20 protein-coding genes are annotated in these 24,910 nt (G+C 57.4%); 15 read left to right on the top strand and 5 right to left on the bottom strand.

Translation table 11 applies throughout. The features are described from left to right. Positions 1–103 precede the first annotated feature (103 nt). From IYV58_RS18230 to IYV58_RS18200, 7 genes are all read left to right on the top strand, one after another. On the top strand, positions 104–1,003 hold the full coding sequence (locus IYV58_RS18230; protein WP_049113251.1) for a proline iminopeptidase-family hydrolase: 900 nt from the start codon (positions 104–106) through the stop codon (positions 1,001–1,003). Then, on the top strand, positions 1,003–1,941 hold the full coding sequence (locus tag IYV58_RS18225; RefSeq protein ID WP_004122588.1) for an ABC transporter permease: 939 nt from the start codon (positions 1,003–1,005) through the stop codon (positions 1,939–1,941). The genes IYV58_RS18230 and IYV58_RS18225 overlap by 1 nt, the downstream gene beginning before the upstream one ends. Next, positions 1,938–2,783 carry an ABC transporter permease gene (locus IYV58_RS18220; protein ID WP_049113248.1) on the top strand — a complete coding sequence of 282 codons (846 nt, stop codon included), beginning with the start codon at positions 1,938–1,940 and terminating at the stop codon, positions 2,781–2,783. Before IYV58_RS18225 ends, IYV58_RS18220 begins: the two co-directional genes overlap by 4 nt. Further along, positions 2,780–3,760, top strand: coding sequence for an ABC transporter ATP-binding protein (locus IYV58_RS18215; protein WP_154902418.1), 981 nt, complete (start codon positions 2,780–2,782; stop codon positions 3,758–3,760). Before IYV58_RS18220 ends, IYV58_RS18215 begins: the two co-directional genes overlap by 4 nt. Then, positions 3,760–4,794 carry an ABC transporter ATP-binding protein gene (locus tag IYV58_RS18210; RefSeq protein ID WP_049113245.1) on the top strand — a complete coding sequence of 345 codons (1,035 nt, stop codon included), beginning with the start codon at positions 3,760–3,762 and terminating at the stop codon, positions 4,792–4,794. Before IYV58_RS18215 ends, IYV58_RS18210 begins: the two co-directional genes overlap by 1 nt. After that, positions 4,775–6,289, top strand: coding sequence for an ABC transporter substrate-binding protein (locus IYV58_RS18205; RefSeq protein WP_004122573.1), 1,515 nt, complete (start codon positions 4,775–4,777; stop codon positions 6,287–6,289). Before IYV58_RS18210 ends, IYV58_RS18205 begins: the two co-directional genes overlap by 20 nt. Positions 6,290–6,565: 276 nt before the next feature. Then, positions 6,566–7,798, top strand: a complete 1,233-nt coding sequence (locus IYV58_RS18200) for a dicarboxylate/amino acid:cation symporter (RefSeq protein WP_211172223.1) — start codon at positions 6,566–6,568, stop codon at positions 7,796–7,798. Between the two features lie 299 nt (positions 7,799–8,097). On the opposite strand, the gene IYV58_RS18195 is transcribed toward IYV58_RS18200, so the two are convergent. The 4 genes from IYV58_RS18195 to IYV58_RS18180 all read right to left on the bottom strand — a co-directional run bounded on the left by IYV58_RS18195 (position 8,098) and on the right by IYV58_RS18180 (position 11,932). Next, positions 8,098–8,715, bottom strand: a complete 618-nt coding sequence (locus IYV58_RS18195) for a helix-turn-helix transcriptional regulator (protein ID WP_004122561.1) — start codon at positions 8,713–8,715, stop codon at positions 8,098–8,100. 108 nt (positions 8,716–8,823) lie between these two features. Further along, positions 8,824–8,964, bottom strand: coding sequence for a small membrane protein (locus IYV58_RS18190; protein ID WP_004138686.1), 141 nt, complete (start codon positions 8,962–8,964; stop codon positions 8,824–8,826). Positions 8,965–9,329: 365 nt separating this feature from the next. Continuing rightward, positions 9,330–10,028: a response regulator transcription factor gene (locus tag IYV58_RS18185; RefSeq protein ID WP_004122558.1), complete on the bottom strand. Its 699-nt coding sequence runs from the start codon at positions 10,026–10,028 to the stop codon at positions 9,330–9,332. Next, complete coding sequence (locus IYV58_RS18180) at positions 10,025–11,932, bottom strand: sensor histidine kinase (protein ID WP_087829099.1); 1,908 nt, start codon at positions 11,930–11,932, stop codon at positions 10,025–10,027. Before IYV58_RS18180 ends, IYV58_RS18185 begins: the two co-directional genes overlap by 4 nt. 713 nt (positions 11,933–12,645) lie before the next feature. On the opposite strand from IYV58_RS18180, the gene fdnG reads away from it, so the two are divergent. From fdnG to IYV58_RS18160, 4 genes are all read left to right on the top strand, one after another. Next, positions 12,646–15,705: a formate dehydrogenase-N subunit alpha gene (gene fdnG / locus IYV58_RS18175; protein ID WP_142446785.1), complete on the top strand. Its 3,060-nt coding sequence runs from the start codon at positions 12,646–12,648 to the stop codon at positions 15,703–15,705. 126 nt (positions 15,706–15,831) lie between these two features. Next, entirely contained in the window at positions 15,832–16,734 is a 903-nt protein-coding gene (fdxH, locus tag IYV58_RS18170) for a formate dehydrogenase subunit beta (protein ID WP_004122548.1), read from the top strand. Beyond that, positions 16,731–17,360 carry a formate dehydrogenase cytochrome b556 subunit gene (gene fdoI, locus IYV58_RS18165; RefSeq protein WP_004122546.1) on the top strand — a complete coding sequence of 210 codons (630 nt, stop codon included), beginning with the start codon at positions 16,731–16,733 and terminating at the stop codon, positions 17,358–17,360. Before fdxH ends, fdoI begins: the two co-directional genes overlap by 4 nt. A 280-nt stretch (positions 17,361–17,640) precedes the next feature. After that, positions 17,641–18,927, top strand: coding sequence for a citrate synthase (locus IYV58_RS18160; RefSeq protein ID WP_004122544.1), 1,287 nt, complete (start codon positions 17,641–17,643; stop codon positions 18,925–18,927). A gap of 124 nt (positions 18,928–19,051) precedes the next feature. On the opposite strand, the gene yegD is transcribed toward IYV58_RS18160, so the two are convergent. Next, positions 19,052–20,404, bottom strand: coding sequence for a molecular chaperone (yegD, locus tag IYV58_RS18155; protein ID WP_142446893.1), 1,353 nt, complete (start codon positions 20,402–20,404; stop codon positions 19,052–19,054). A gap of 136 nt (positions 20,405–20,540) precedes the next feature. On the opposite strand from yegD, the gene alkA reads away from it, so the two are divergent. The 4 genes from alkA to asmA all read left to right on the top strand — a co-directional run bounded on the left by alkA (position 20,541) and on the right by asmA (position 24,692). Continuing rightward, positions 20,541–21,389 carry a DNA-3-methyladenine glycosylase 2 gene (alkA, locus tag IYV58_RS18150; protein WP_049131073.1) on the top strand — a complete coding sequence of 283 codons (849 nt, stop codon included), beginning with the start codon at positions 20,541–20,543 and terminating at the stop codon, positions 21,387–21,389. Between the two features lie 114 nt (positions 21,390–21,503). Further along, entirely contained in the window at positions 21,504–22,145 is a 642-nt protein-coding gene (gene udk, locus IYV58_RS18145; protein WP_004122537.1) for a uridine kinase, read from the top strand. 90 nt (positions 22,146–22,235) lie between these two features. Next, entirely contained in the window at positions 22,236–22,817 is a 582-nt protein-coding gene (dcd, locus tag IYV58_RS18140) for a dCTP deaminase (RefSeq protein ID WP_004122535.1), read from the top strand. Between the two features lie 27 nt (positions 22,818–22,844). Next, positions 22,845–24,692 (top strand): outer membrane assembly protein AsmA, encoded by a 1,848-nt coding sequence (gene asmA / locus IYV58_RS18135; protein WP_064362738.1) that lies wholly within the window; start codon positions 22,845–22,847, stop codon positions 24,690–24,692. The last annotated feature ends 218 nt before the right edge of the window (positions 24,693–24,910 follow it).

The following is a 24,910-nucleotide window of genomic DNA, read 5'->3' as shown; positions in this document are numbered from 1 at the left end:
GCGCCGCGCAAAACTAGTATTTTTGCTAACTGTTCAGCCTCCGGCGTTGCCGTTAGCGTTAACGCAACGCCAGAACCGCGCTATTGACGATGAGGAGTACACCATGTGGAGCGAAATAGCGCCCGATCAGTGCCATAACATTGCGGTGGAGGGATATAACGTCGTGGCCTATCAGTTTGGCGACGGCGAGGAGACCGTTCTCTGCCTCAACGGCGGGCCGGGGCTGCCCTGCGATTATCTGCGCGAAGCCCACTCCTGCCTGAAGCTTCACGGTTATCGGGTGATCGCGTTTGACCAGTTGGGTACCGGCAAGTCCGATCGGCCGGATGATGCCAGCCTGTGGACGATGGCGCGCTACGTGCGTGAAGTGGAGACCGTGCGTCAGGCGCTGGGGCTCGGTAAGGTGCATCTGCTTGGTCACTCGTGGGGCGGATGGCTGGCGATTGAAGTGGCGTTGCACCATCCTGGCGCAATTCGCTCGCTGATTCTGGAAAACACCGTCGCTGATATGCCGCATCTGGTGCAGGAGCTAAACCGTCTGCGCGGGGCGCTGGGGCCAGAAACCGTCGCGATGATGCAGCGCTACGAAGCGCTCGGCTGGTTGGATCATCCGGCCTATCAGGCGGCGATTACTCTGCTGAATTATCGCCACGTGTGCCGTCTTGACGTCTGGCCAGAGCCGGTTATCCGCTCGCTTGGGGACTGGAATATGGGGCCGTATACCACCATGCAGGGGCCGAACGAATTCCTCTATACCGGCAATTTGAAAAACTGGAACCGCAGCGCTGAACTGGCGTCAATCCGCGCGCCCTGTCTGATCACCAGCGGCCAGCACGATGAACTGACGCCCGCCTGCGCCCTGAAAATGAAGCAGGGGCTGGCGAACGCCGAAATTGCCATTTTTGCCAACAGCAGCCATATGCCGTTTTACGAAGAGCCGCAGGCTTACTACCCGGTACTGCTCGATTTTCTGGCGCGCCAGCGCGACGCGGGAGGCTGTTGATGCACCGTTACCGCTTTTTGCTTCTTCGCCCGCTACAGCTGCTGCCGGTTCTGCTGGGTATCAGCCTGATCACCTTCATGATGGTGCGCGCCATCCCTGGCGATCCGGCGCGTATTCTGCTCGGGGTGCGCAGCACGCCGGCGGCGCTGGCCCGCATCCGCGCGCAGTTTGGCCTTGATGAACCGCTGTGGGTTCAGTACGGCTATTTTCTGCGCAATCTGCTGCAGGGCGAGCTGGGTAAGTCAATTGTTTACCGGGTCGATACCCTGAAGCTGATTACTTCGCGTCTGGAACCGACGCTATGGCTGGTGCTCGGCAGCGTTCTGCTGGCAATAGCGTTGACGGTACCGCTGGCGGCGATAGCCGCCCGCCAGCGCGGGCGCCTCGCCGATCGGCTGATTCGTCTGTTTACGACCGCCGGGCTCGGGTTTCCGGCGTTCTGGCTCGGTATCATGTTGATTCTGCTGTTCAGTATCGTGCTCGGCTGGTTTCCGGTCTCCGGCTACGGCAGCGATTTTTTAGACCAGCTGCACCATATGGTTCTGCCGTGCCTGACCGTGGCGCTGGCGCTGTCGGCGGTATTGATTCGCAACCTGCGCGCCAGCCTGCTGATGGAGATGAATAGCGACTATGTGGTGGCGGCCCGGGCGCGGGGGCAGCAGGAAAGACGTATCTTCTGGCGGCACGTGCTGCCGAACTCTCTGGTGCCGACCATCAATCTGCTGGCGGTGAATATTGGCTGGCTCATCGGCAGTACGGTGGTGATCGAAAGCGTCTTTGCCATCCCTGGCCTCGGACAGCTGTTGGTTAAAGCGATTTTTAGCCGCGACTACATGGTGGTACAGGGCGTGGTGATGGTCTTTGCTCTCGCGACCGTAGCGGTCAGCCTGCTGGCGGATATTCTTACCGTAGCCCTCGACCCGAGGATAAAACTATGAAGGCGATAGCGACGTTTTCCCGCCTGCGTCAGCGGGCTATCCCGCGTCAGCAGGCGCTCTGTGCCGGACTGGCGATCGTCGGGCTATGGCTGCTGGTCGCCTGTCTGGCGCCGTGGATCGCGCCGTTCGATCCGATTGCCCAGGACGCCTCTTCCAGCCTGCTGTCGCCGGGCGGCGCGCATCTCTTCGGTACCGACAACTTTGGCCGCGACGTTTTTTCCCGCGTGCTGTGGGGAGCGCGGGTCGATCTACAAATCTGCCTGCTGGGGGTGCTGTTCCCCTTTATGCTCGGCACCGCGCTGGGGGCGCTTGCCGGCTATTCTGGCGGCGTGGTCGATGCGCTGGTGATGCGGGTTATTGATATCGTGCTGGCCTTTCCGTTTCTGGTGCTGATGCTGGCAATCATCGCCATTCTCGGGCCGGGGCTGAGCAGCTTTTACATCGCGATGGCGATGGTGGGCTGGGTCTCATACGCCCGGCTGGTGCGCGCTCAGGTACTGACGCTGAAACAGCGCGATTTTATTCTGGCGGCCCGCAGTCTGGGCTACGGCCATCTGCGGATTTTGTTCCGCCATCTGCTGCCGAACGCGCTAACCGGAGCGATCGTTTTTTCGATGTCCGACTGCGTACTGGTGCTGCTGAACGGAGCTGCGGTGAGCTATCTCGGGCTCGGCGTGCAGCCGCCAACCGCCGAATGGGGCGTTATGGTGGCCGAAGGGCAGAGCTTTATCACTACCGCATGGTGGATAACCACCTTTCCTGGGCTCGCCATCGTGCTGCTGGCGATGGGCTTTAGCCTGCTGGCCGATGGGCTCGGCGACAAGTTAGGAGGACGGGGATGAGTTTGCTGAAGGTGAATCGCCTGACGGTTACGCGCGGCGAGGATATCGCGCTGGTCGATAACGTCTCATTCGCGCTTGAAGCCGGGGAGATGCTGGGGCTGGTTGGCGAAAGCGGGTCGGGAAAAACCGTGACCTGCCGGGCGCTGATGCGCCTGCTGCCGGGGGACGGACTGCGGATTAGCGGCGGTGAGGTTGTGCTCGACGGCCGGGATATTTTGCCCCTCAGCGAAGGGCAAATGTCGGCGGTGCGCGGGCGGGAAATCGGTATGATTTTCCAGAACCCGACCAGCCATCTCAATCCGGTGATGACCATTGGGGAGCAGATCGCAGAAAGCCGGCGCCTCCATTTTGCGGCAAACCGCCGTCAGGCGCGGGAGGATGCGCTGGCCCTGCTGCGCCAGGTCGGCATCCCGGACCCGCAGAATCGGCTCAATAGCTATCCGCACGAATTTTCCGGCGGGATGCGCCAGAGGGTGATGATCGCCGTCGCCCTCGCGCCGGAACCGCGGCTGCTGATTGCCGACGAACCGACGACCGCGCTGGACGTCACCGTGCAGATGCAGATTTTGCGCCTGCTCAGCGACCTACGTGCCGAGCTGGGGCTGGCGGTCATTATGATCACCCACGATCTCGGGGTGGTGGCGCAAACCTGCGACCGGATCGCGGTGATGTACGGCGGCAGGCTCTGCGAGGTGGGCGACAAACGCGAAGTGCTCGCCGGGCCGCTGCACCCTTATACCCGCGGGCTTATTGATTGTCAGCCGGCCAGCGAAGGCGGACGGGGGAGGCTGACGATCATCGACGGCCAGCCGCCGAGCGCCGACCACTTTCCATCAGGCTGTCGCTTTCATCCGCGCTGCCGCCGCGCCGATGAAGCGTGCCTGCAGCAGCCGCCGCTGCATTACGGACAGGATCGCCATAGCCACGCGGTGGCTTGTCATCACCGGTTACCCACGCTGACCCGGCAGGAGGGATAATGGTTAACGCTCACTGGCCGCTGCTTGAGGCCGATAATCTTTGCGTCACCTTCCCGGTATCGGGCGGTCTTTGGCAGCCGAAGCGGGTCGTGCACGCGGTGAACCAGGTCACGATGCAGATCTTTCCTGGCGAAACGCTCGGTCTGGTCGGCGAGTCCGGCAGCGGCAAGAGCACGCTTGGCCGAGCGCTGTTACAGCTTGAACGGGTAGCCGATGGCGAGGTGCGGTTCGAGGGGCAGCGTATTACCCATGGCTTAACCAGCGATATCGCCCGTCTGCGCCAGCAAAGCGCGATGATTTTCCAGGATCCCTTTGCCTCGTTAAACCCGCGGCAGACCGTGGGAGAGAGCATCGCCGAGGTGCTGCGCGTGCATCAAAAAGTGCCCCGCGGGCAGGAGGCGCTGCGGGTAGCAGAACTGCTCACCCTGGTCGGCCTGCGTCCGCAGCAGGCCAGCGCGAAACCAGCCCAGCTTAGCGGCGGCCAGTGCCAGCGCGTCGGTATTGCCAGAGCGCTGGCCATGGAGCCGCGGCTGATCGTGGCCGATGAGTGCGTCGCGGCGCTGGACGTCTCTATTCAGGGACAGATCGTCAACCTGCTGATGGAGCTGCGGGAGAAGATGGGGCTGGCGATTCTGTTTATCGCCCACGATCTGGCGATTGTGCGGCGGCTCTGCGATCGGGTGGCGGTAATGTACCTTGGGCGGATTGTGGAGGAGGGGCCGGCAGAGGCGGTCTTCACCCGTCCGCTGCATCCTTATACCGCCGCGCTGGTCTCGGCGATCCCGGAAATCGACCCGGATAAACCCCTACCGAAGAATTTGCTGGGGGGCGAGCCGCCCAGCCCCGTTGCCGTTCCACAAGGCTGTGCATTTCATCCGCGCTGCCCTTATGCGCAGGTGCAGTGCCGCACCGGCGCACCACCACCAACCCGGCAGATTGCCGACCGCGCTTATGCCTGCGTGCTCAACCTCGCGGGTGATGAGACCGTTTTTCCTTTAACAGGGGGATCTTTTGATGAAGCACAGGCAAGTTAAGTTACTGGCGGCGAGCGTTTTTCTGGCGCTTAGCGTGGTGAGCGAAATGGCCCAGGCGGCGGGGGTATTGACCATTGGCCGCCGGGAGGACAGCACCACGTTTGACCCGATAAAATCGGCGCAAAACGCGGATAACTGGGTCTTTTCCAACGTTTTTGACCCGCTGGTGCGGGTAGATAAGAGCGGGACGAAGCTGGAGCCGGGCGTGGCTGAGAGCTGGACGATTTCTCCGGATGGCAAGGTCTACACTTTTAAAATTCGCGACACGACCTTCTCTGACGGCACACCGCTGACCGCCAGCGATGCGGCGTTTAGCTTAATTCGTATCCGCGATGATGAAGGCTCGCTGTGGCGCGACTCCTATAGCATTATTGCCAAAGCGGAAGCCCCGGACCCGCGCACGCTGGTAGTGACGCTGAAATCGCCGTCAGCGCCGTTCTTGTCGCAGCTTGCCCTGCCGAACGCCTCGGTGATTTCGCAGAAGGCGATGAAAGCGGAAGGCGAAGAGGCGTTTGCCGAAAAACCCGTGGGCTCCGGCGCGTTTAGCGTGAAAGAGTGGCTGCGCGGGGAAAAGATCGTGCTGGTGAAGAACCCGCACTTCTGGCAGGCGAAAAACGTTAGCCTCGATGGCGTGGAGTGGTTAACCATTCCGGACGATAATACCCGCATGCTGAAGGTGCAGGCCGGCGAGCTCGACGCCGCGCTGACCGTGCCTTTCTCGCGCATTGCATCGTTACAAAAGGATGCCAATCTGAAGGTGGAGCTGGACCCCTCCACGCGCGAGGACCATCTGCTGATCAACCATTCTCACGGCGCGCTGGGCAAGGTAGAGGTGCGCCAGGCGCTGGACTTCGCGATTGATAAAGACGCGATCGTGAAGACCGTGACCTTTGGATACGGCCAGGTGGCCAACTCCTATATTCCCGCCGGGGCGCTTTACCACTATCAGGATAATCTTCGTCGGCCTTACGATCCGCAGAAGGCCAAAGCGATGCTAAAAGCGGCGGGCGCTGCCGATCTGAAGCTGAACTACGTGGTCAACGCCGGGGATGAAGTCGATGAGCAGATTGCCATTTTGCTGCAACAGCAGCTGGCGAAAGCCGGGGTGACGGTGAATTTGCAAAAAGTCGACCCGAGCCAGAGCTGGGATATGCTGGTGGCCGGAGAGTACGATATTTCGGTGATGTACTGGACCAACGATATTCTCGACCCCGATCAGAAAACCACTTTCGTGCTTGGTCACGATGCCAATATGAACTATATGACTCGCTATCATAACGAGCAGGTAAAAGCGCTGGTGGCTGCCGCGCGCGTCGAAATGGACGGTAAAAAGCGCGAGCAGATGTATATCGACCTGCAAAAAATGGCTAAGGCCGACGTGAACTGGGTTGACCTCTACTACAGCCCGTACCGTAACGTCAGCCGCAAAAATATCGATGGTTTTTATCAGAATCCGCTGGGACGTTTCTTCCTGGAGGATACCGTAAAACGCTAATGCCTCTTTGCGCCGGTTGGTCTCTGACGCCGGCGCCTTTTTCATCTTACCGGCGGCACGACGCGGTTTGATGCATATCAACCAGTACATTAACTTTTACTATAAAAACTAAAAAAGAGTTGTAACCCCGCCTGCTTTTATTCAATTTATGTGGTGAATGTTTAATGTATTTCAATAATTAAAAAATATATACATTAAAAAACAACACGTTAAATAAATCAGGGGTTAATTTTTGTGGCAAGTGCAAACAAACTCACGCTGTTCATCGTCATCTTCATGCTGCTGGGGATCCTCTCCGGTGCGGCCATCCACGCTTACGCCGGGCAAACGACCATAACCGCATGGTCGGAAAACATTACGCTGCTGACCGATGTGTTCCTGCGCCTGATTAAAATGGTGATTGCGCCGTTAGTCTTCAGTACCCTGACGGTCGGTATTATGCGCCTTGGTGAAACGGCGACCATTGGCCGGGTCGGCGGTAAAGCCATGGTGTGGTTTATTACCTCGTCAATTCTCTCCATTCTGGTCGGGCTGGTGATCGTTACCCTCGAGCATCCCGGCGCCGGCCTGAACCTGGCGATCCCGAAAGAATCCGTGGATACCGGGCTGGCGGTGAGCGGGATGAGCCTGAAAGGCTTTCTGACCCATACCATCCCAACCAGCATTACCGAAGCGATGGCCAGCAACGAGATTCTGCAAATCGTGGTGTTCTCAATGTTCTTCGGTATCGCCGGGGCGTCGCTGGGAGAGAAATTCAATGCCCCGCTGGTGGCGGCGCTCAACGTGGTTTCCCACATTATGCTGAAGGTGACCGGGTACGTGATGTACGTCGCGCCGCTGGCGATTTTCGCCGCTATCTCTTCGGTTATCGCCTCGCAGGGGCTGGGGATCCTGCTTAACTATGCCTCGTTTATCGGCGGATACTATGTCGCGATCCTGCTGACCAGCGCGGTGCTGCTGGCGGTAGGGTATATGGTGCTCAAGAAAGAGGTTTTTCGCCTGCTGAATATGCTGAAAGACCCGGTGCTGGTGGCGTTCACCACCAGCAGTTCCGAAGCGGCCTATCCGAAGACCCTGGAGCGCCTGGTGGAATTTGGCTGCTCGCGAAATATCGCGTCGTTTGTGCTGCCCATCGGCTACTCCTTTAACCTGGTCGGCTCAATGGTGTACTGCTCTTTTGCCGCCATGTTTATCGCTCAGGCCTATAATGTTCAGCTGAGCTTTAGCGAAATTACCGTGATGATGCTGACGCTGATGCTGGCCTCGAAAGGGATTGCCGGGGTACCGCGTTCGGCGCTGGTGGTGCTGGCCGCCACCATCCCGAGCTTCAATATTCCGGTGGCGGGTATTTTGCTGCTGATGGGCATTGACCATTTCCTCGATATGGGGCGCTCAGCGATTAACGTGCTGGGTAACGGGATTGCGACGGCGATGCTGTCAAAAAATGAAGGTCAACTGCAGGAAGAGGTCCCGGAGGCTGAAGTCGCGCCTCAGCAGGCCGAAGCCTGATCGTCGCGCGCCCTCTCTGACGGGGGCGCGTTCCGCAGTGAAAAAGAGGCCCCTAACAGGCACGCAAGGGGCAATGTGACGAAGTAACAGATTCCTCGATAAAGACGTTGTTCTTATTATATAAAAATACGCTCCGGTATTTTTACATTGAGGAACCGGGTAATGGTACCCGCAGCCTGTTACCCCTGAGTAGATGTTTTTGAGGTTACCGATCTTTTTCGGAATCCCGTCGCTGACAAGCCGTCAAATTCCTAATTTTAACGTCCAGAATGCGCTCACCGGCGGGCGCGGGCGCGAGCTTACCAGCGCTCTTTTAACAAGTTAATGAACTGGAAAAAGTCATGATTGTTATTAAGACTGTATTTTTCCATGATTTTGCTTTTGTGCCAGGTGATGGTTTTAGGGGTGACTTTGTTGAGGGCAGAAATTTTAATGATATCAAAGCCATCGATGATGCCAGTGGCGACGGCAGCCTGCGATTTGGAGAGCATTTTATGCGGGCAATGGGTGCAGACGAGCGTGGAGTCGCTTCTCTGCGCGTCGGGAGGAATTTCGCTCCTTTTTAGCTCCTGGGCAATAATTTCGAACATTTTATCGATATTGACCGATTTGATAGAGACAAAGATAACGCCCTTGAGACAGTTAACGATCAGCTCTTTTTCCGGTAACTTGTCATAGCTGTGCAGGATAATCACCGAACTATTTTGTTTACGGTTCTTTATGCTGGTATTGCACAGATAGATTTCGCCGGGGAGAACTTCAGCGATGATGATATCTTTATCTAAAAAATCATTATGCTTATAAGAAAAAGCGACTTTGAGATTACCGCTGCGGCTGATGAGCTCATTGACGACGGAAACCAATGATTCTCTGAGAAAGGTATTTCTGGTGTTGATTGCGATGTTTACTTTTTTCATGGCGTTATTTCCCTGATATATCAACATAACGCCATGTTGTGATCAATCCTCCGGGCGTATGCGGTGATTGTTGCTATGCAGATTTCGTTATTATTAATGTGGCTTTAGTTATTTTCTGCGCGTAGAGTTCTTTGCTGAAAATGGAAATTTCTGTTTTCGCCTGTCGCGGATATACGACACCAGACTATAAACAGAAACGCAAAGGCAAAATATGCACAGTAATAAGGCTAACCATGTTTGCATGGCCATAATTGAGATCCTTTAACTTAATTTTTGGTTTTAAAAATGTACCTCACAGGCACGCGAATATTTTTATACTCTTCGTTAAACCGTGCTCGCGATGCGCGAACGAAAAGCGCCTGACAAACGGCCTGCATTCGGCTTGTGCTAAATTCAGCAATAGCCTGTTAGCTCAGCCGCTGTGGGTCAAAACGCTCACGACGCCCTGTCAATGTAAGAAAATTCTTAATGTGCTGTCAGTCTCATTTCTCTCAATCCTCTCAAAAACTGAAAAAAATTAACAAGAAACACCAGGCTGGAAACATACTAGTCATCACTCCGGGCGGATGGCGGAACAATAGCCGGCAGCGCCGCCGCTGCCGGCTGGGAAAAGGTCAAGAGAGAAACGCCAGCCCTTTGCCAAAAATCGCGCGAATCGGCAGGGTGATGCCCTGCAGGCGGGCCTTGTGCCGCAGGCGGCTGATCACCACGTCGATGCGGTGCAGTTCCGGTTCGCCCTCATCGGTAAACAGAGAAGTGTGCAGGTCAACTTTGCTGCACACTTCATTGCGGTTACGCATTAAGACTTCCAGCAGCCGGTACTCTTGCTGTGTTAGCGGCAGGATCCGCCCCGATGGCGCCACCAGGCGCTCGCTCTGGAGTATCCAGTGGGAAGGGGCTGACCGCTCCGCTAATGGCGCCGGATTGACGCTTTCCGCCGGTTGTTGCTGGCGAAGCCGGGAGCCCAGCGCGTGGATGCTCTCCGCGAGGTCGGAAAAGTTGACCGGCTTGATGAGATAGAGGTCGGCGCCGGCGTTTAAGGCCTGGAGCCGATCCTGCTCATGCCCTCTGGCGGTAATGACGACCAGGCCGAACTGGCCAATCTCGTGCAGATAGTCCAGCACGCTAAACCCGTCTTCGCCCGGCAGGCCAATATCGATAAGTACGATATCGACCGGATCGCGATGCAGCTGCCGCCAGAAGGCCTCGGCGCTGCCGACGCCCCAGGCGTCGAAGCCGCGATGGCGCAGAAAAGCCAGCAGCTCGTCGAGTAGATCTGCGCTATCTTCGATGATAGCTACGCGTAATGTCATGGTTTGTCCTTCTGCTGTCCCGTCAGCGGGAGAGTGAGCGCAAATTCGCATCCGGCTGAGCTATTTTCTGCCAGCCATAGGTCCCCGCCGTGGGCCTGGATGATTTGTCGGGCGACGTACAGCCCAAGGCCGGTCCCGGCCGGCGTTGTAGTGTGAGTTTCGCCGCGTCGATAGCGCTCGTAAATATGCTCGACCTGTTCCGGCGGGATGCCGGGACCGCGATCGCCAATGCGTAATTCAACGTGCTTTTCCTGCTGATAAATCTCGACTCTTATCTCCCCGGCTGCGGCATATTTAACCGCGTTATCGAGCAGGTTGGCGATCGCAATACACAGCAGCCCGCTATCAATAAACAGCACCGGTGAAGGGGATTGCGGGCCGACAGTTTGCCCCTCAAGGGTGACATTCAAATAATGATTAAGCGAAAGATCTACGACGGTCGCCGCCATATGGATGACCGGCAGCAGTTCGGCATCCTGCTTGTCGGCGTGCAGGTCTCGGGAGGAGAGGCGGGCGTCGGCCAGGCAGTTATCGGTGAGCTGCACCAGGCGGGTTGTCGCGCGCTGCATGCGATCGAGGCGCAAGCTCTGGGTGACGGTTGCGGGACTCAGGCGCAGATTTTCCAGCGCGGCCTGGAGGATCGCCAGCGGCGTTCTGAACTCATGCGCCACCATTCCCATAAACTGGCGCTGGTGGAAGCTGGCCTCGCGTTCAATCTGTAGCTCCCGCGCCAGCTGCTGCTTGCGCACCAGGGTACGGTTTTCCGCCCGCACCCGCAGCACCGCAATGATCAGGACGGTGACGATGTGGATAATCAGCGCGTACTGCCAGGTGGAATAAACCATGTTATGAAACGGAATGACGCCGTGGATAGAGAGCAGCGCCAGCCCGGCGGAGACCACGTATACCGGCGGCAGCAGCCCCAACAACAGGGTATTGATATCAACCGCTTTGCGCCGCCACAGCATCCATGAGGTGATCAACAGAATTGGCGCGGCGATGAAGAATATCCCCGCTTCAATCTGCATTGCCTGGCCGTAAAACCCTAGCGGGATACTGATTTGCAGAATAATGTTTAAGGCGATCGCCGCCAGCAGCAGTTGATACAGCCGCGGCATGTTTTTCTTCAAATCGAAAACTTCGCTATGTAACCACAGCGCGGTGGCATAGCTCACCAGCGACAGGCAGCTAATCATGTAATCCTGCACCGGCAGTAGGGCGTCGCCAAAGAGCCATTCCGGGTAGCCATGAAGGGCCGCGACGAGCGGATAGTTGAGCGAGAACAGGCAGATCCCCCACAGCAGGCGTCGGCGCAGCGCGACGGCAAGCCACAGGGCGATACCGCTGGCAATCACCGCCAGGCCAAAATAGAAACTCCAGAAGGCGGTATCGAGGGTGGCCGAACGTACGAACTCCTGCGGTGACGAGAGCGTCGCCAGCAGGATCAGGGTGCTGGTGCTCTGGAGACGGAAGACCATCTCGTAGCCAGCCGCCGTGGGCGGGGGCGGTAAAATTAGCACGCTTTCGCGGTAGTCGAGATCGTTATCGCGGGCAGAAGCGTGGTCGCCAAACTCTTTTTGTTTCCAGGGGGCATCGCTAGCGTAGGGGCGATAAAAAACGGTCAAGCGATCGACAAACGACGGACCGAGCTGCAGCCAGCGCTGTTCGCCAGCAAACCAGGCCGCCGGGAGCGAAGTGCGTAGCCAGTAGGTCTTTGACGAATAGCCGAACGACGGGATAAGCGGCGCCGTTTTTAGCGCCTCCTCTGGCAGCGAAAGAAAGGCGTCGAGGGACATTGTATCGCTGGCGTCGGCGTACCAGTAGACCGGGATATCGATACCCAACTGCCGGACTTCCGCGCGCGCCGGCGCCCACCACAGCAGGGAAATGATGACGCCGCACATTGCCCAGAAATACGCGCTGTGGCTCCTGCGAATAAGATCAAAAAAAGCGCACAAACGATACAATCACGCCCCCTTATGGCATGGATTAATAAATCAGTACGGTAAAAATGAACAGGGACTCTGCTACTGGCACAGATAACCCTCCGCCATTCGGCAAATATACGTGTAGGGCTGGACAACGCAGCATTCTGCTGGTGCCGAAGATATTATTCCAGCGTTATCTACATGCCGGAGAACTGGCCAGACCTGCTGTAAGAAAATTCTTAATAAAAGTTAACGTATGGGGGAGTTGGATGATAAGCAAGCGGAAAGTTCAGTCGCGACATACGGTTTTATGATGTTATGCCATGAATTCACGCGATAGTTATATAAAAATTGACAATAAATTATTTAAGCAGCGCATATAAAACCAGATAGTTATATTAAACGTTAATTACCGTTGTTATTGATGGCCGGATAAAGGCGGCGCATTGCCCGCATCGTCGAATGAGGTTAGGTACGGTTCGAAGGATTGCTGACGGCAGGGGATAACAATGATTAGCATGGTGTTAACATTCCTGGCCGCTGTTTTAAAGCGACTGATTTTAACTAATTGAAATAAAAAGGATTGATTGTTTATTATTTGTCGTAAATGTTAACAGCAGATGCAAAAGTCAAAAATACCCGTATAATCATTGTCCCTTTTCCTGTCTTAAGTTTAAGCTGGAGGCACAATGGAGCTCAGTCGCAGGCAGTTCTTTCGCATCTGCGCGGGTGGTATGGCAGGGACGACCGTAGCATCGCTTGGTTTTCTTCCCTCGTTTTCCGCTCACGCAGAGACGCGTCAATATAAACTCTTAAAAGCTAAAGAAACCCGTAATAACTGCACCTACTGTTCAGTCGGCTGCGGGATCCTCATGTACAGCTTCGGAGATAACGCCAAAAACGTGCGTGAACGCATTTATCACGTCGAAGGCGACCCCGATCATCCCGTGAGCCGCGGGTCGCTGTGCCCAAAAGGCGCAGGCGTACTGGACTATATTCACAGCGATAACCGATTACGCTATCCGGAGTACCGCGCGCCGGGCTCGGATAAGTGGACGCGTATAAGCTGGGATGAGGCCATCGATCGTATCGCGCGATTGATGAAAGATGACCGCGACGCCAACTTTATCGAAAAGAATGCCCAGGGCGTCACCGTCAACCGCTGGACCTCAACCAGCATGCTGTGCTCTTCGGCGGCGAGTAATGAAACCGGGATCCTTGACGGTAAATTTACCCGCGCGCTGGGGATGGTATCGATTGACTGCCAGGCGCGCCTTTGCCACGGCCCGACGGTATCGGCGCTGGCGCCAACCTTTGGTCGTGGGGCGATGACCAACAACTGGGTGGATATTAAAAACGCCAATGTGGTGCTGATTATGGGCGGCAACGCGGCGGAAGCGCATCCGGTAGGGTTCAAATGGGTTATCGAAGCCAAAATTAAAAATAATGCGACCGTTATCGTCGTTGATCCGCGCTTTAACCGCAGCGCGGCGGTGGCTGACCTGTACGCGCCCATTCGCGCCGGCTCCGACAGCGCTTTCCTGCTCGGCGCGATCCGCTATCTGATCGAACACGATCGGATACAGCATGAGTACGTGCGTCACTACACCAACGCCAGCATGATCGTGCGGGAAGATTATGATTTCGACGAGGGGCTGTTTAGCGGCTTTGATCCGCAGAAGCGTCAGTACGATAAAGTCAGCTGGAACTATGAACTCGACGCTAACGGCTACGCCAGGCGCGATGATACGTGGAACCATCCGCGCTGCGTCTGGAATCTATTGAAACAGCACGTTGAGCGCTATACGCCGGAACTTGTCAACCGCCTGTGCGGCACCTCTTTACACGATTTTCAGCGCATTTGCGAACTGTTAGCCAGCACCAGCGCTGCGAATCGAACCGCGACAATCCTGTATGCCCTCGGTTGGACCCATCACACCACCGGAGCGCAAACTATCCGCGCGGCCGCGATGCTACAGCTGCTGTTGGGCAATATCGGCATGGCAGGCGGCGGCGTTAACGCGCTGCGCGGGCACTCCAATATTCAGGGTTATACCGACCTGGGACTGCTTTCGACCAATCTGCCGGGATATATGCCGCTACCGTCGGAAAAACAGGTTGATTATCAGAGCTATATTTCACAAATCACCCCCGCGGCGCTGGGCGTGAACGAAGTGAATTACTGGCAAAATACGCCGAAGTTTTTCGTCAGCATGATGAAAAGCTTCTGGGGCGATGCCGCAACCGCGGAAAACAGCTGGGGCTATGACTGGCTGCCGAAATGGGATCGTTTATACGATGTCATGACCCAGGCCGAGCTGATGGCCCAGGGCAAAATCAACGGCTACGTGGTGCAGGGATTTAACCCGCTGGCGGCGTTCCCGGATAAAAACAAATCCGCCCGCGCGCTGGCGAAGCTTAAATATCTGGTGGTGATCGATCCGTTGGTGACCGAGTCGTCGAATTTCTGGCAGAACCACGGCGAAATGAACGACGTGCGTCCTGCAGATATCCAGACCGAAGTCTTCCGCCTGCCGTCCTCCTGCTTCGCCGAAGAGAACGGTTCGATCGCTAATTCGGGCCGCTGGCTGCAGTGGCACTGGGCGGCGGCCGAACCGCCGGGCGAAGCGCTCCACGATGGCAAAATTCTCGGTCGCCTGTTTATGCGCCTGCGCGATCTGTATCGGCAAGAGGGCGGCGCAAACCCGGCGCCGGTGCTGAATATGTCCTGGGATTATCACGATCCCCTCGACCCGCAGCCGGAAGAGGTCGCCAGGGAGGCCAACGGCAAGGCGCTGCGCGATATCGTTGACGAGCAGGGCCGGGTGGTTGTCAAAAAAGGCCAGCAGTTGAGCAGCTTCGCGCAGCTAAAAGATGACGGTTCTACCAGCAGCTACTGCTGGGTTTACTGCGGCTGCTGGACCGAGCAGGGCAATCAGATGGCGAACCGCGATAATAGCGACCCGTATGGTTTAGGCTGTACGCCCGGCTGGGCATGGTCCTGGCCGGCGAACCGCCGCATCCTCTACAACCGCGCCTCCGCGGACCCGGCGGGTAAACCCTGGGATCCGCAGCGCTCGCTGCTGAACTGGGACGGCAAACGCTGGACCGGTATGGACGTCGCCGACTATAGCCAGGCGGCGCCGGGCACCAACGTCGGGCCGTTTATCATGAATCCGGAAGGCGTGGCGCGCCTGTTCTCGCTGGACAAACTAAACGATGGCCCGTTCCCGGAACACTATGAGCCTGTAGAATCGCCGATTGGCACTAACCCGCTGCACCCGAAAGTGGTCTCCAGCCCGGTAGCGCGCATCTTTCACGATGACCTGGCGAATATGGGCAAGGCGGATGAGTTCCCCTACGTGGCGACAACCTACTCAATCACCGAACTGTTCCGTCACTGGACCAAGCATGCGCGGCTGAACGCCATCGTTCAGCCCGAGCAGTTTGTTGAAATTGGCGAGGCGTTGGCGAAGGAGAAGGGCATCGTCGCGGGGGACACGGTAAAAGTGATGTCGAAGCGCGGGTTTATTAAAGCCAAAGCGGTAGTGACTAAGCGAATACAGGCGCTGACTATTGATGGCCGTACGGTGAATACCATCGGTATTCCGTGCCACTGGGGTTTTGAGGGGGCGACGCGGAAAGGATTCCTGGCCAATACGCTGACGCCATCGGTGGGGGACGCGAACTCGCAGACGCCTGAATATAAAGCTTTCCTCGTGAACGTGGAAAAGGTGGATACCCAATAGATTTCAGGTTGCAGGAAGGCGGTGACGCCGTGAATGCCGGGAGCGTAGAAACGCTACGTGACCGGGATGAATAAGGAAACCAACGAACCTGCAAACTGAAAGATGAAGGGTAAACGGAGACCAATTATGGCTTATCAATCTCAGGACATTATCCGTCGTTCCGCGACTAACGGCTTCACCCCCGCGCCCCGCGCGCGGGACCACCAGGAAGAGGTGGCGAAGCTTATCGACGTCACCACCTGTATCGGCTGTAAAGCCTGCCAGGTGGCCTGTTCCGAGTGGAACGACATCCGGGATGAAGTCGGTCACAACGTCGGGGTATACGATAACCCCGCCGACCTGACCGCCAAATCCTGGACCGTGATGCGCTTCTCGGAAGTGGAGCAGAACGATAAACTGGAGTGGCTCATCCGTAAGGATGGCTGTATGCACTGCGCCGACCCGGGCTGCCTGAAGGCCTGCCCGGCGGAAGGGGCGATCATTCAGTACGCCAACGGCATCGTCGACTTCCAGTCCGAGCAGTGCATCGGCTGTGGTTACTGCATCGCCGGCTGTCCGTTCAACGTGCCGCGCCTGAATCCGGAAGACAACCGCGTCTACAAATGCACGCTGTGCGTCGACCGCGTTAACGTTGGCCAGGAGCCGGCGTGCGTGAAAACCTGCCCGACCGGCGCTATCCACTTTGGCTCCAAAGAGGAGATGAAAACGCTGGCGGGCGAGCGCGTCGCCGAGCTGAAAACCCGCGGCTATGACAACGCGGGGCTGTACGATCCGGCCGGCGTTGGCGGCACGCACGTGATGTACGTGCTGCACCACGCCGACAAGCCGAACCTGTACCACGGCCTGCCGGAGAACCCGGAAATCAGCGCCACGGTTAAGTTCTGGAAAGGGATCTGGAAGCCTCTCGCGGCGGTCGGCTTTGCGGCCACCTTCGCCGCCAGCATCTTCCACTACGTCGGCGTCGGTCCGAACCGCGCGGAAGAGGAAGAGGACAATCTGGATGAAGAGAAAGACGAGGTGCGCAAATGAAAAGACGTGACACCATCGTGCGCTACACCGCGCCGGAGCGAATCAACCACTGGGTCACCGCCTTCTGCTTCGTGCTGGCGGCAGTGAGCGGACTGGGCTTTTTCTTCCCGTCCTTCAACTGGCTGATGCACATCATGGGCACCCCGCAGCTGGCGCGTATTCTGCACCCGTTCGTGGGCGTGATTATGTTTGCTTCGTTCATCATCATGTTCTTCCGCTACTGGCACCACAACCTGATCAACCGGGACGATATTTTCTGGGCGAAAAATATTCGCAAGATTGTCGTCAACGAGGAAGTGGGCGACACCGGGCGCTATAACTTCGGCCAGAAATGCGTGTTCTGGGCGGCGATTATCTTCCTGGTGCTGCTGCTGGTGAGCGGCGTGATCATCTGGCGTCCGTACTTTGCGCCGGCCTTCTCCATCCCGGTTATCCGCTTCGCGCTGATGCTGCACTCCTTCTCTGCGGTGGCGCTGATTGTGGTGATCATGGTGCATATTTACGCTGCGCTGTGGGTGAAGGGCACGATAACCGCGATGGTAGAAGGCTGGGTGACGAAGACCTGGGCGAAGAAACATCACCCGCGCTGGTATCGTGAAGTGAAAGCGAAACGGACGAAAGATTGATAAAACAAATACGATAAGTTCGCGGCTATGCAGCGGATATTATCGTAGCGAGCGCGCGTAATGGCAGGGAAACCGCAAGGTGAACACGCGATTACGCGCTATTTTTATCGGTAATTATTAAAGGGCAATCAACATAAAACCGCTGATAATAACGCTGTTTTATGAATGTTTTGGTTATCCATATCAAAGAATCGCCGGACGACTCTGGTTATGTTGGCCGTTGCGCCCGGAGAAACGCCCGGGTTAATTCATCATTCGTTGTGGAAGGGGGCCTGACAGGATGACGACGAAATCGCTAACGCTTTCTTTGGATGAACAACAGTCAATTCCTTTGAGTACGGTCTCGGGGACCCTGGGCTACCTCGGCATGGATATTCGTCCGCTGGCTTCCGCGGGGATATGCAGTTTCGACCCCGGCTTTGCTAACACCGCAGGCTGTACGTCAGCCATCTCGTGGATCGATACCGAAAAGAGCATTCTGCTGCACCGCGGCTATCCGGTCGATCAGCTGGCACGCCAGTGCGACTTCCTGGAAGTGGCCTGGATTCTGCTGCGCGGCGATGCGCCTGACGAAGCCAGCTATCAGGACTTCAAAAACACGATTACCCGCCATAGCCTGGTACATGAGCAGATTGCCCGCATGTGCAGCAGCTTTCGTCGCGACTCGCATCCGATGGCCTTAATGTGCGCCCTGGTGGGCACCCTGGCGGCGTTCTATCACGATGTGCTGGACGTTGAAAATCCTGAGCACCGCGCGCTGGCCGCCACCCGCCTGCTGTCGAAAATGCCAACGCTCGCGGCGATGAGCTATAAGTTTTCAATTGAGCAACCGGCGCAGTATCCGCGCAACGATCTGTCCTATGCGGGGAATTTCCTGCATATGCTGTTTGCTATTCCGGCGGAACAATATCAGCTGAATCCGGTGATTGAGCAGGCGATGAACCAGATCCTGGTGCTGCACGCCGACCACGGCCAGTGCGCATCGACGACCACCGTCCGGGCGGCGGGCTCCTCCGGGGCGAATCTCTTTGCCTGCATCGCCGCCGGGCTTGCGTCTCTGTGGGGCCCGGCCCACGGCGGGGCGAACGAAGCCAGTATGCGGATGCTGGAGGAGATCAACACCGTCGATCAAATTCCGGCGTTCCTGAGCAAAGCGAAACGCGACCCGCAGACGTTCCGTCGTCTGGGATTCGGTAACTCTCGCTACCGTCATCTTGACCCGCGCGCCGCTATTTTGCGCGAGACCTGTCATCGGGTACTGGAAGAACTGGGGATGTCCGACATGCCGTTGCAGGTGGCGATGGCCCTCGAAGAGGTGGCGCTAACCGACCCGTACTTTGTTGAAAATGGCCTGTCGCCGAGCGTGGATTTCTATACCGCGGTGATCCTCAAGGCGATGGGACTGCCTTCATCGATGTTTGTGGTGATTACCGCCGTAGGCAGAACGCTTGGCTGGGTGGCGCACTGGAACGAAATGCATGAAGCGCCGCTGACGATTTATCGTCCCCGGCAGATTTACACCGGCGAACAGCGGCGGGATTACGTTTCACGGCGTGAAGGGAAATAACAGAGTGCGGTTTTGATGTTGTGTTTGTATTGTTGCCGGGCGGCTGACGCCTTGCCCGGCCTACAAAACCCCGGCCTGTAGCCCGGATAAGGCGTCAGCCGCAATCCGGGATCGTACCGTGTGATTAACGAAACACCACCTGCGCCCAGCGGGCCAGCCCGGCGGTGACCGAGCCAAAATCATCGCCTCCGGCCACCGGAATGCCCGGCAGGTGTGCCGCCAGCGCTTTTTTGATCAACGGCGAGCGAGCGCTGCCGCCGGTCAGGTAAATCACATCCGGCTTGTCATTGCTGTTATCCAGCGCCAGCTGAACCTGCTCCATGATGCGGGTCAGCGGCTGATCCAGCGCCGCTTCCAGACCCTGCTGGCTGATGGCTGTCGCCAGCTCGTCGCTGATAAACGGCAGCCCGGTAGTGACGTTCGGCTGCGCGGAGAGGGCGATTTTGCTCTCTTCCGCGCTCCGCACCAGGCGATAGCTCAGACGCTGACGCCAGACCTTCAGCAGCAGCGCGACTTTTTCGCTATCGCGGGCGCTGCGCAGCAAATCGTTAAGCAGGCGACCGTTGGCTGCGCTGTAAAAATCAGTTTGCGCCGGAACGTCGTTAATCGCCACCGCATTCCACCACGGCAGAATCGGTAGCGCGATGCCTTTTTCGGTATCGCCGCCCATGCCCAGCAGCGGCATCAGGCATTTAAAGGCCAGGGCGATATCGAGGTCGTTACCGCCGACCCGGCAGCCGCTGTGGCCAAGCAGGCTTTGCTGGCGATCGGCTTTTTCACGCCACTGCGGCCCCATCAATAGCAGCGAACAGTCGGTGGTACCGCCGCCGATATCGACGACCAGCACGCGTTTTTCCTCGCTCAGCGTCGCTTCGAAATCCAGACCGGCGGCGACCGGTTCAAACTGAAACACGACGTCGCGGAAGCCCGCGCGCTTTGCCGCGCGTTCGAGAATGCCCTGCGCCTGGGTGTTGGCGTCATCGCCGCCTAGCCCCTGGAAGTTAATCGGCCGGCCGATAACCGCCTGGTCGATGGTTTCCGGCAGCTGCGTTTGCGCCTGGAGTTTGATATGCAGCATCATGGCGCACACTAAGTCTTCAAACAGCGCCACCTGCTGCGGCTTGAGCCCGCTGGCGCCGAGAAAGGATTTCGGCGACTTTACGAAGTAGACTTCTTCCGGATCTTCAACGTACTGATGCAGCGAAGCGAGACCAAACTGCACGCTGTTGCCGAGTACGTCGATATCTTCCTCGCGGTTGAAGCTGATGGCGCGACGCAGCAGCGCCTGGTTTTCATCACCGCTGGGCGGGACATCGTGATGGCGGTAGAGCCACTCGCTGACCGCTTCGCGGGTCGGCGCGCAAAGCATTGATGGCAGCAGTGAGCTGCCGTTTTCCAGCGTCAGCAGCTGCGGCGTATTCTCGCGCATTACCGCCACCGAACAGTTAGCGGTACCGTAGTCAAAACCAATAAACATAGCCTGCAAAATCCCCATGCCGGTGAAGAAGGGGGGCGACTTTAGCGGATTGACGGCACTGCGACAACTGGAATTTAAAAGCAAGGCGCCCGCGGCGCAGAGCCGCTATGATTGAAGCGCTAAAAAAGGAGAAAAGATGACGCTGCTACCCTGGCATCCCCCCTACGACTGGCAATGGATGTTTCATTTTCTTGAGGCGCGTACGGTGCAAGGGATTGAAACCTTTGTCGACAACAGCTACTGCCGCAGCTTTGCCCTCAATGGCCACGCCGGGCTGATCGCGGTGACGCCGGATGACGCCGCGCAGGGCATGCGGGTGACGCTTTCCGCCGGGCTACAGCCGGTCGCGGAAGAGTGCCTGGCGCGGGTTGCGCGCTTATTTGATTTGTCCTGCGACCCGCAGCGGATCGGCCTGACGCTGGGAAACCTCGCGCTGCCAAGGCCGGGGCTGCGCCTGCCGGGATCCCTGGATGCGTTTGAACAAGCGGTACGCGCGGTGCTCGGGCAACTGGTGAGCGTGGCCATGGCGGCAAAGCTCACCGGGAAAGTGGTGGCCGCCTTCGGGGAACCGTTGACCGACGCGCCGGGCTTTTATCTCTTCCCGAGCGCGCAGCGGCTGGCGCAGGCCGATCCGCTGGCGCTAAAGGCGCTGGGCATGCCCCTGCGGCGCGCGGAGGCGCTGATCCATCTGGCGCAGGCGGCTATCCGCGGCGATCTCCCCCTCTCCGCGCCGGAGAATATCGACGCCGGAATAAAGCAGCTGCAGACGCTGCCCGGCATAGGCCGCTGGACGGCGAACTATTTCGCGCTGCGCGGCTGGCAGGCGCCGGATATCTTTCTGGCGGATGATTATCTGATTAAACAGCGTTTTCCCGGCATGACGCCGGCGCGGATTGCGCGCTACGCCAGCCGCTGGCACCCCTGGCGCTCGTACGCTTTATTGCATATCTGGTATACGCAAGGCTGGTCGCCGGAGGAGGAATAGACCCGAGAGGCGCTTAGCACTGGTATCGACGCGCTGAAATCCCTATAATTGCGGCGTTTGGCGGTCAACCGCCACCCTTCCTACATTCCCAGGTTAATCAGGTCGCAAAAATTTATGACTGATACGTCTCATCAGTGCGTCATTATAGGCATCGCCGGCGCATCGGCTTCGGGCAAAAGCCTTATCGCCAGTACGCTATATCGTGAATTACGTGAACAGGTCGGCGATGAACATATCGGCGTTATTCCGGAAGACAGCTATTACAAGGATCAAGGTCATCTGTCGATGGAAGAGCGTGTAAAAACCAACTATGACCATCCGAGCTCCATGGATCATAGTCTGCTGTTTCAGCATCTGCAGATGCTGAGAAGCGGCCAGCCGATAGAGTTGCCGGTATATAGCTACGTTGAGCATACCCGTATGCCGGAAACTATCCATATCGAACCAAAGAAAGTCATCATTCTTGAAGGGATTCTGCTGCTGACCGACGCCCGCCTGCGCAATGAACTCAGCTTTTCCATTTTTGTCGACACCCCGCTGGATATCTGCCTGATGCGACGCATCAAGCGAGACGTTAACGAGCGCGGACGTTCAATGGATTCGGTGATGGCGCAGTACCAGAAAACGGTGCGCCCGATGTTCCTGCAGTTTATCGACCCTTCCAAACAGTATGCCGATATTATTGTGCCTCGCGGCGGTAAGAACCGTATCGCCATCGATATTCTGAAGGCCAAGATCAGTCAGTTCTTTGAATAACACGAACGAATTGTGTAACGTGCAAAGAGAAGCCAATTTGCCCTTATCCCCGGAAGGCGTAGGGGCGCAATGCCTTAAAGGAGAACGTTCATGCGTCTGTGCGACCGAGATATAGAAGCCTGGTTGGATGAGGGGCGTCTGGCCATTAATCCGCGCCCGCCCGTTGAGCGCATTAACGGCGCGACGGTCGATGTTCGGCTGGGGAATAAGTTTCGGACTTTCCGCGGGCACACGGCGGGCTTTATTGACCTGAGTGGGCCGAAGGCGGAAGTCAGCGCGGCGCTGGATCGCGTGATGAGCGAAGAGATTGTTCTGCCGGATGGTGAAGCGTTCTTCCTGCATCCGGGCGAGCTGGCGCTGGCGGTGACCTTTGAATCGGTTACCCTGCCGCCGGACCTCGTCGGCTGGCTTGATGGCCGTTCTTCGCTGGCGCGTCTGGGCCTGATGGTGCACGTCACCGCACACCGTATCGATCCGGGTTGGTCCGGCTGTATCGTACTGGAATTCTATAATTCGGGTAAGCTGCCGCTGGCGCTGCGTCCAGGGATGCTGATCGGCGCGTTAAGTTTTGAACCTTTATCCGGCCCGGCGGTGCGCCCTTATAACCGCCGCGAAGATGCGAAATATCGCGACCAGCAGGGCGCGGTAGCGAGTCGAATCGACAAGGATTGATAATTTTAGCGGTTTGCTGAGGATGCCATGAGACGAATTCTGACCACGCTGATGATCTTACTGGCGGTAGTTGTCGCCGGTCTTACCGCGCTGGTATTGCTGGTCAACCCCAACGATTTTCGCGCCTATATGGTTAAAGAGGTGGCGGATCGTAGCGGCTATCAGCTTGAACTCAATGGGCCGCTGCGCTGGCACGTCTGGCCGCAGCTCAGCATTCTCTCAGGCCGCATGACCCTGACCGCCCCGGGCGCTGAAGAACCTGTTATTCGTGCGGATAATATGCGCCTTGACGTCGGGCTGCTTCCACTGCTTTCCCATCAGCTGCAGGTTAAGCAGGTGATGTTGAAGGGGGCGGTGATTCAGCTGACCCCCAAAACCGAAGCCGTGCGAAGCAAGGGAGCTCCGGTCGTCCCGCATGATAACACGCTGCCTCAGGTCCCCGAGGATCGCGGCTGGTCGTACGATGTCCAGAAGCTGCAGATTGCCGATAGCGTGCTCTTTTTTCAGCATGAAGATGGCGAGCAGGTGACGGTGCGCGATATCCGCCTGCAGATGGAGCAGGACAGCAGCCATCGCGCAACGGTCGATTTCTCTGGCCGGGTGAACCGCGATCAGCGCGATCTGGCGCTTTCCTTTTCCGCCGAGGTGCAGGGCGGTGATTATCCTCATTCTCTGAAGGCGGATATTTCACAACTGAACTGGCAGCTTCGCGGCGCGGAGCTTCCCCCTGAAGGGATTAGCGGCCAGGCCAGCATGCAGGCCAGCTGGCTTGAGGATGCGAAAAAGCTCAGCTTTGATAAGCTGAACTTAACGGCTAACGGCAGTACCCTTGCCGGCAACGGCAGCGTGGTGCTGGGCCAACAGCCTGACTGGACGCTGAATCTTCAGGCGGGCACGCTCAACCTCGATAGCCTGCTGTCTCATACCTCTGCATCTGACAATAATGGCGTTAACCAGCAAGGGCAAAGCCAGGCCAGGCAGCTACGCCCGGTGATTGCGGATAACGGTATTCAGCAGGATTACAACTCGCTGCGCGGTTTTAACGCCCGGCTGAGCCTGACGGCTGAGCAACTGCAGTGGCGGGGCATGCATTTTACCCAAGTGAAAAGCGATATCAGCAACCTGCAAGGGCTGCTGACGATTCATCAGATGCAGGGGAACCTGGACGGTGGGCGACTCTCGCTTCCCGGCTCGCTGGACGCGCAAGGTGAAACGCCGCGAGCCTCCTTCGAGCCACAGCTCGACAACGTTGAGATCGGCTCGATTCTGAAAGCGTTCAATTATTCGATAAACCTGACCGGCAAGCTCTCGCTGACCGGTGAGTTCTCCGGCGGCAAGATTGATGCCGACGAGTTCCGCCGCAGCTGGCAGGGGCAGGCGCAAATTCAGATGACGGATACACGCACTGAAGGTCTCAACTTCCAGCAGCTGGTCCAGCAGGCCGTCGAGCGCAGCACCAACGTTCAGGCGCAGGAAAACTATGACAATGCGACCCGGCTGGATTCCGTCAGCACCGAGTTTACGCTGGATAATGGACAGGTGACCTTAAAGGATATGCAGGGGAAATCTGAACTGATGGCGTTAACCGGTCAGGGAGAGCTTAACCTGCTGAAAGAGGACTGCGATATGCGCTTCAACGTCCGGGTTCTGGGTGGCTGGAAGGGCGAAAGTAAACTCATCGACAGGCTCAAGCAGACGGCGATCCCTTTGCGAATTTATGGTAACTGGCAGACGCTGAGCTATAGCCTGCAGGTTGACCAGATACTCCGTAAGCAGCTGCAGGATGAAGCGAAAAAACGGCTTAGCGAATGGGCTGAACGCAATAAAAACACCCAGGATGGCAAGGATGTGAAGAAGCTACTGGATAAGCTGTAAGTCTGGCGGTTGTTGTCGGCGGATGATAATCCAGGGTCGGCGTCTTTGCTGACAAAGTGCGACATGTGGCATTGCCCGGCGGCGCTTCGCTTGCGCGGCCTACGGGTAAGGCGTGATGTGTTGCGAGGGTGGGTTTGTAGGCCGGGTTAGGCGTTAGCCGCCACCCGGCAATAATGTCAGCGGCTCCTCAAAAATCGGTTTGCCATTGTTCGTGCGGC

Origin of the sequence: Klebsiella sp. BDA134-6, from assembly GCF_015601345.1 — a bacterium.
GTDB lineage: Bacteria > Pseudomonadota > Gammaproteobacteria > Enterobacterales > Enterobacteriaceae > Klebsiella > Klebsiella grimontii.
Note: the sequence above shows the minus strand (reverse complement) of the source record. Positions and strands in the feature narration are given on the sequence as shown.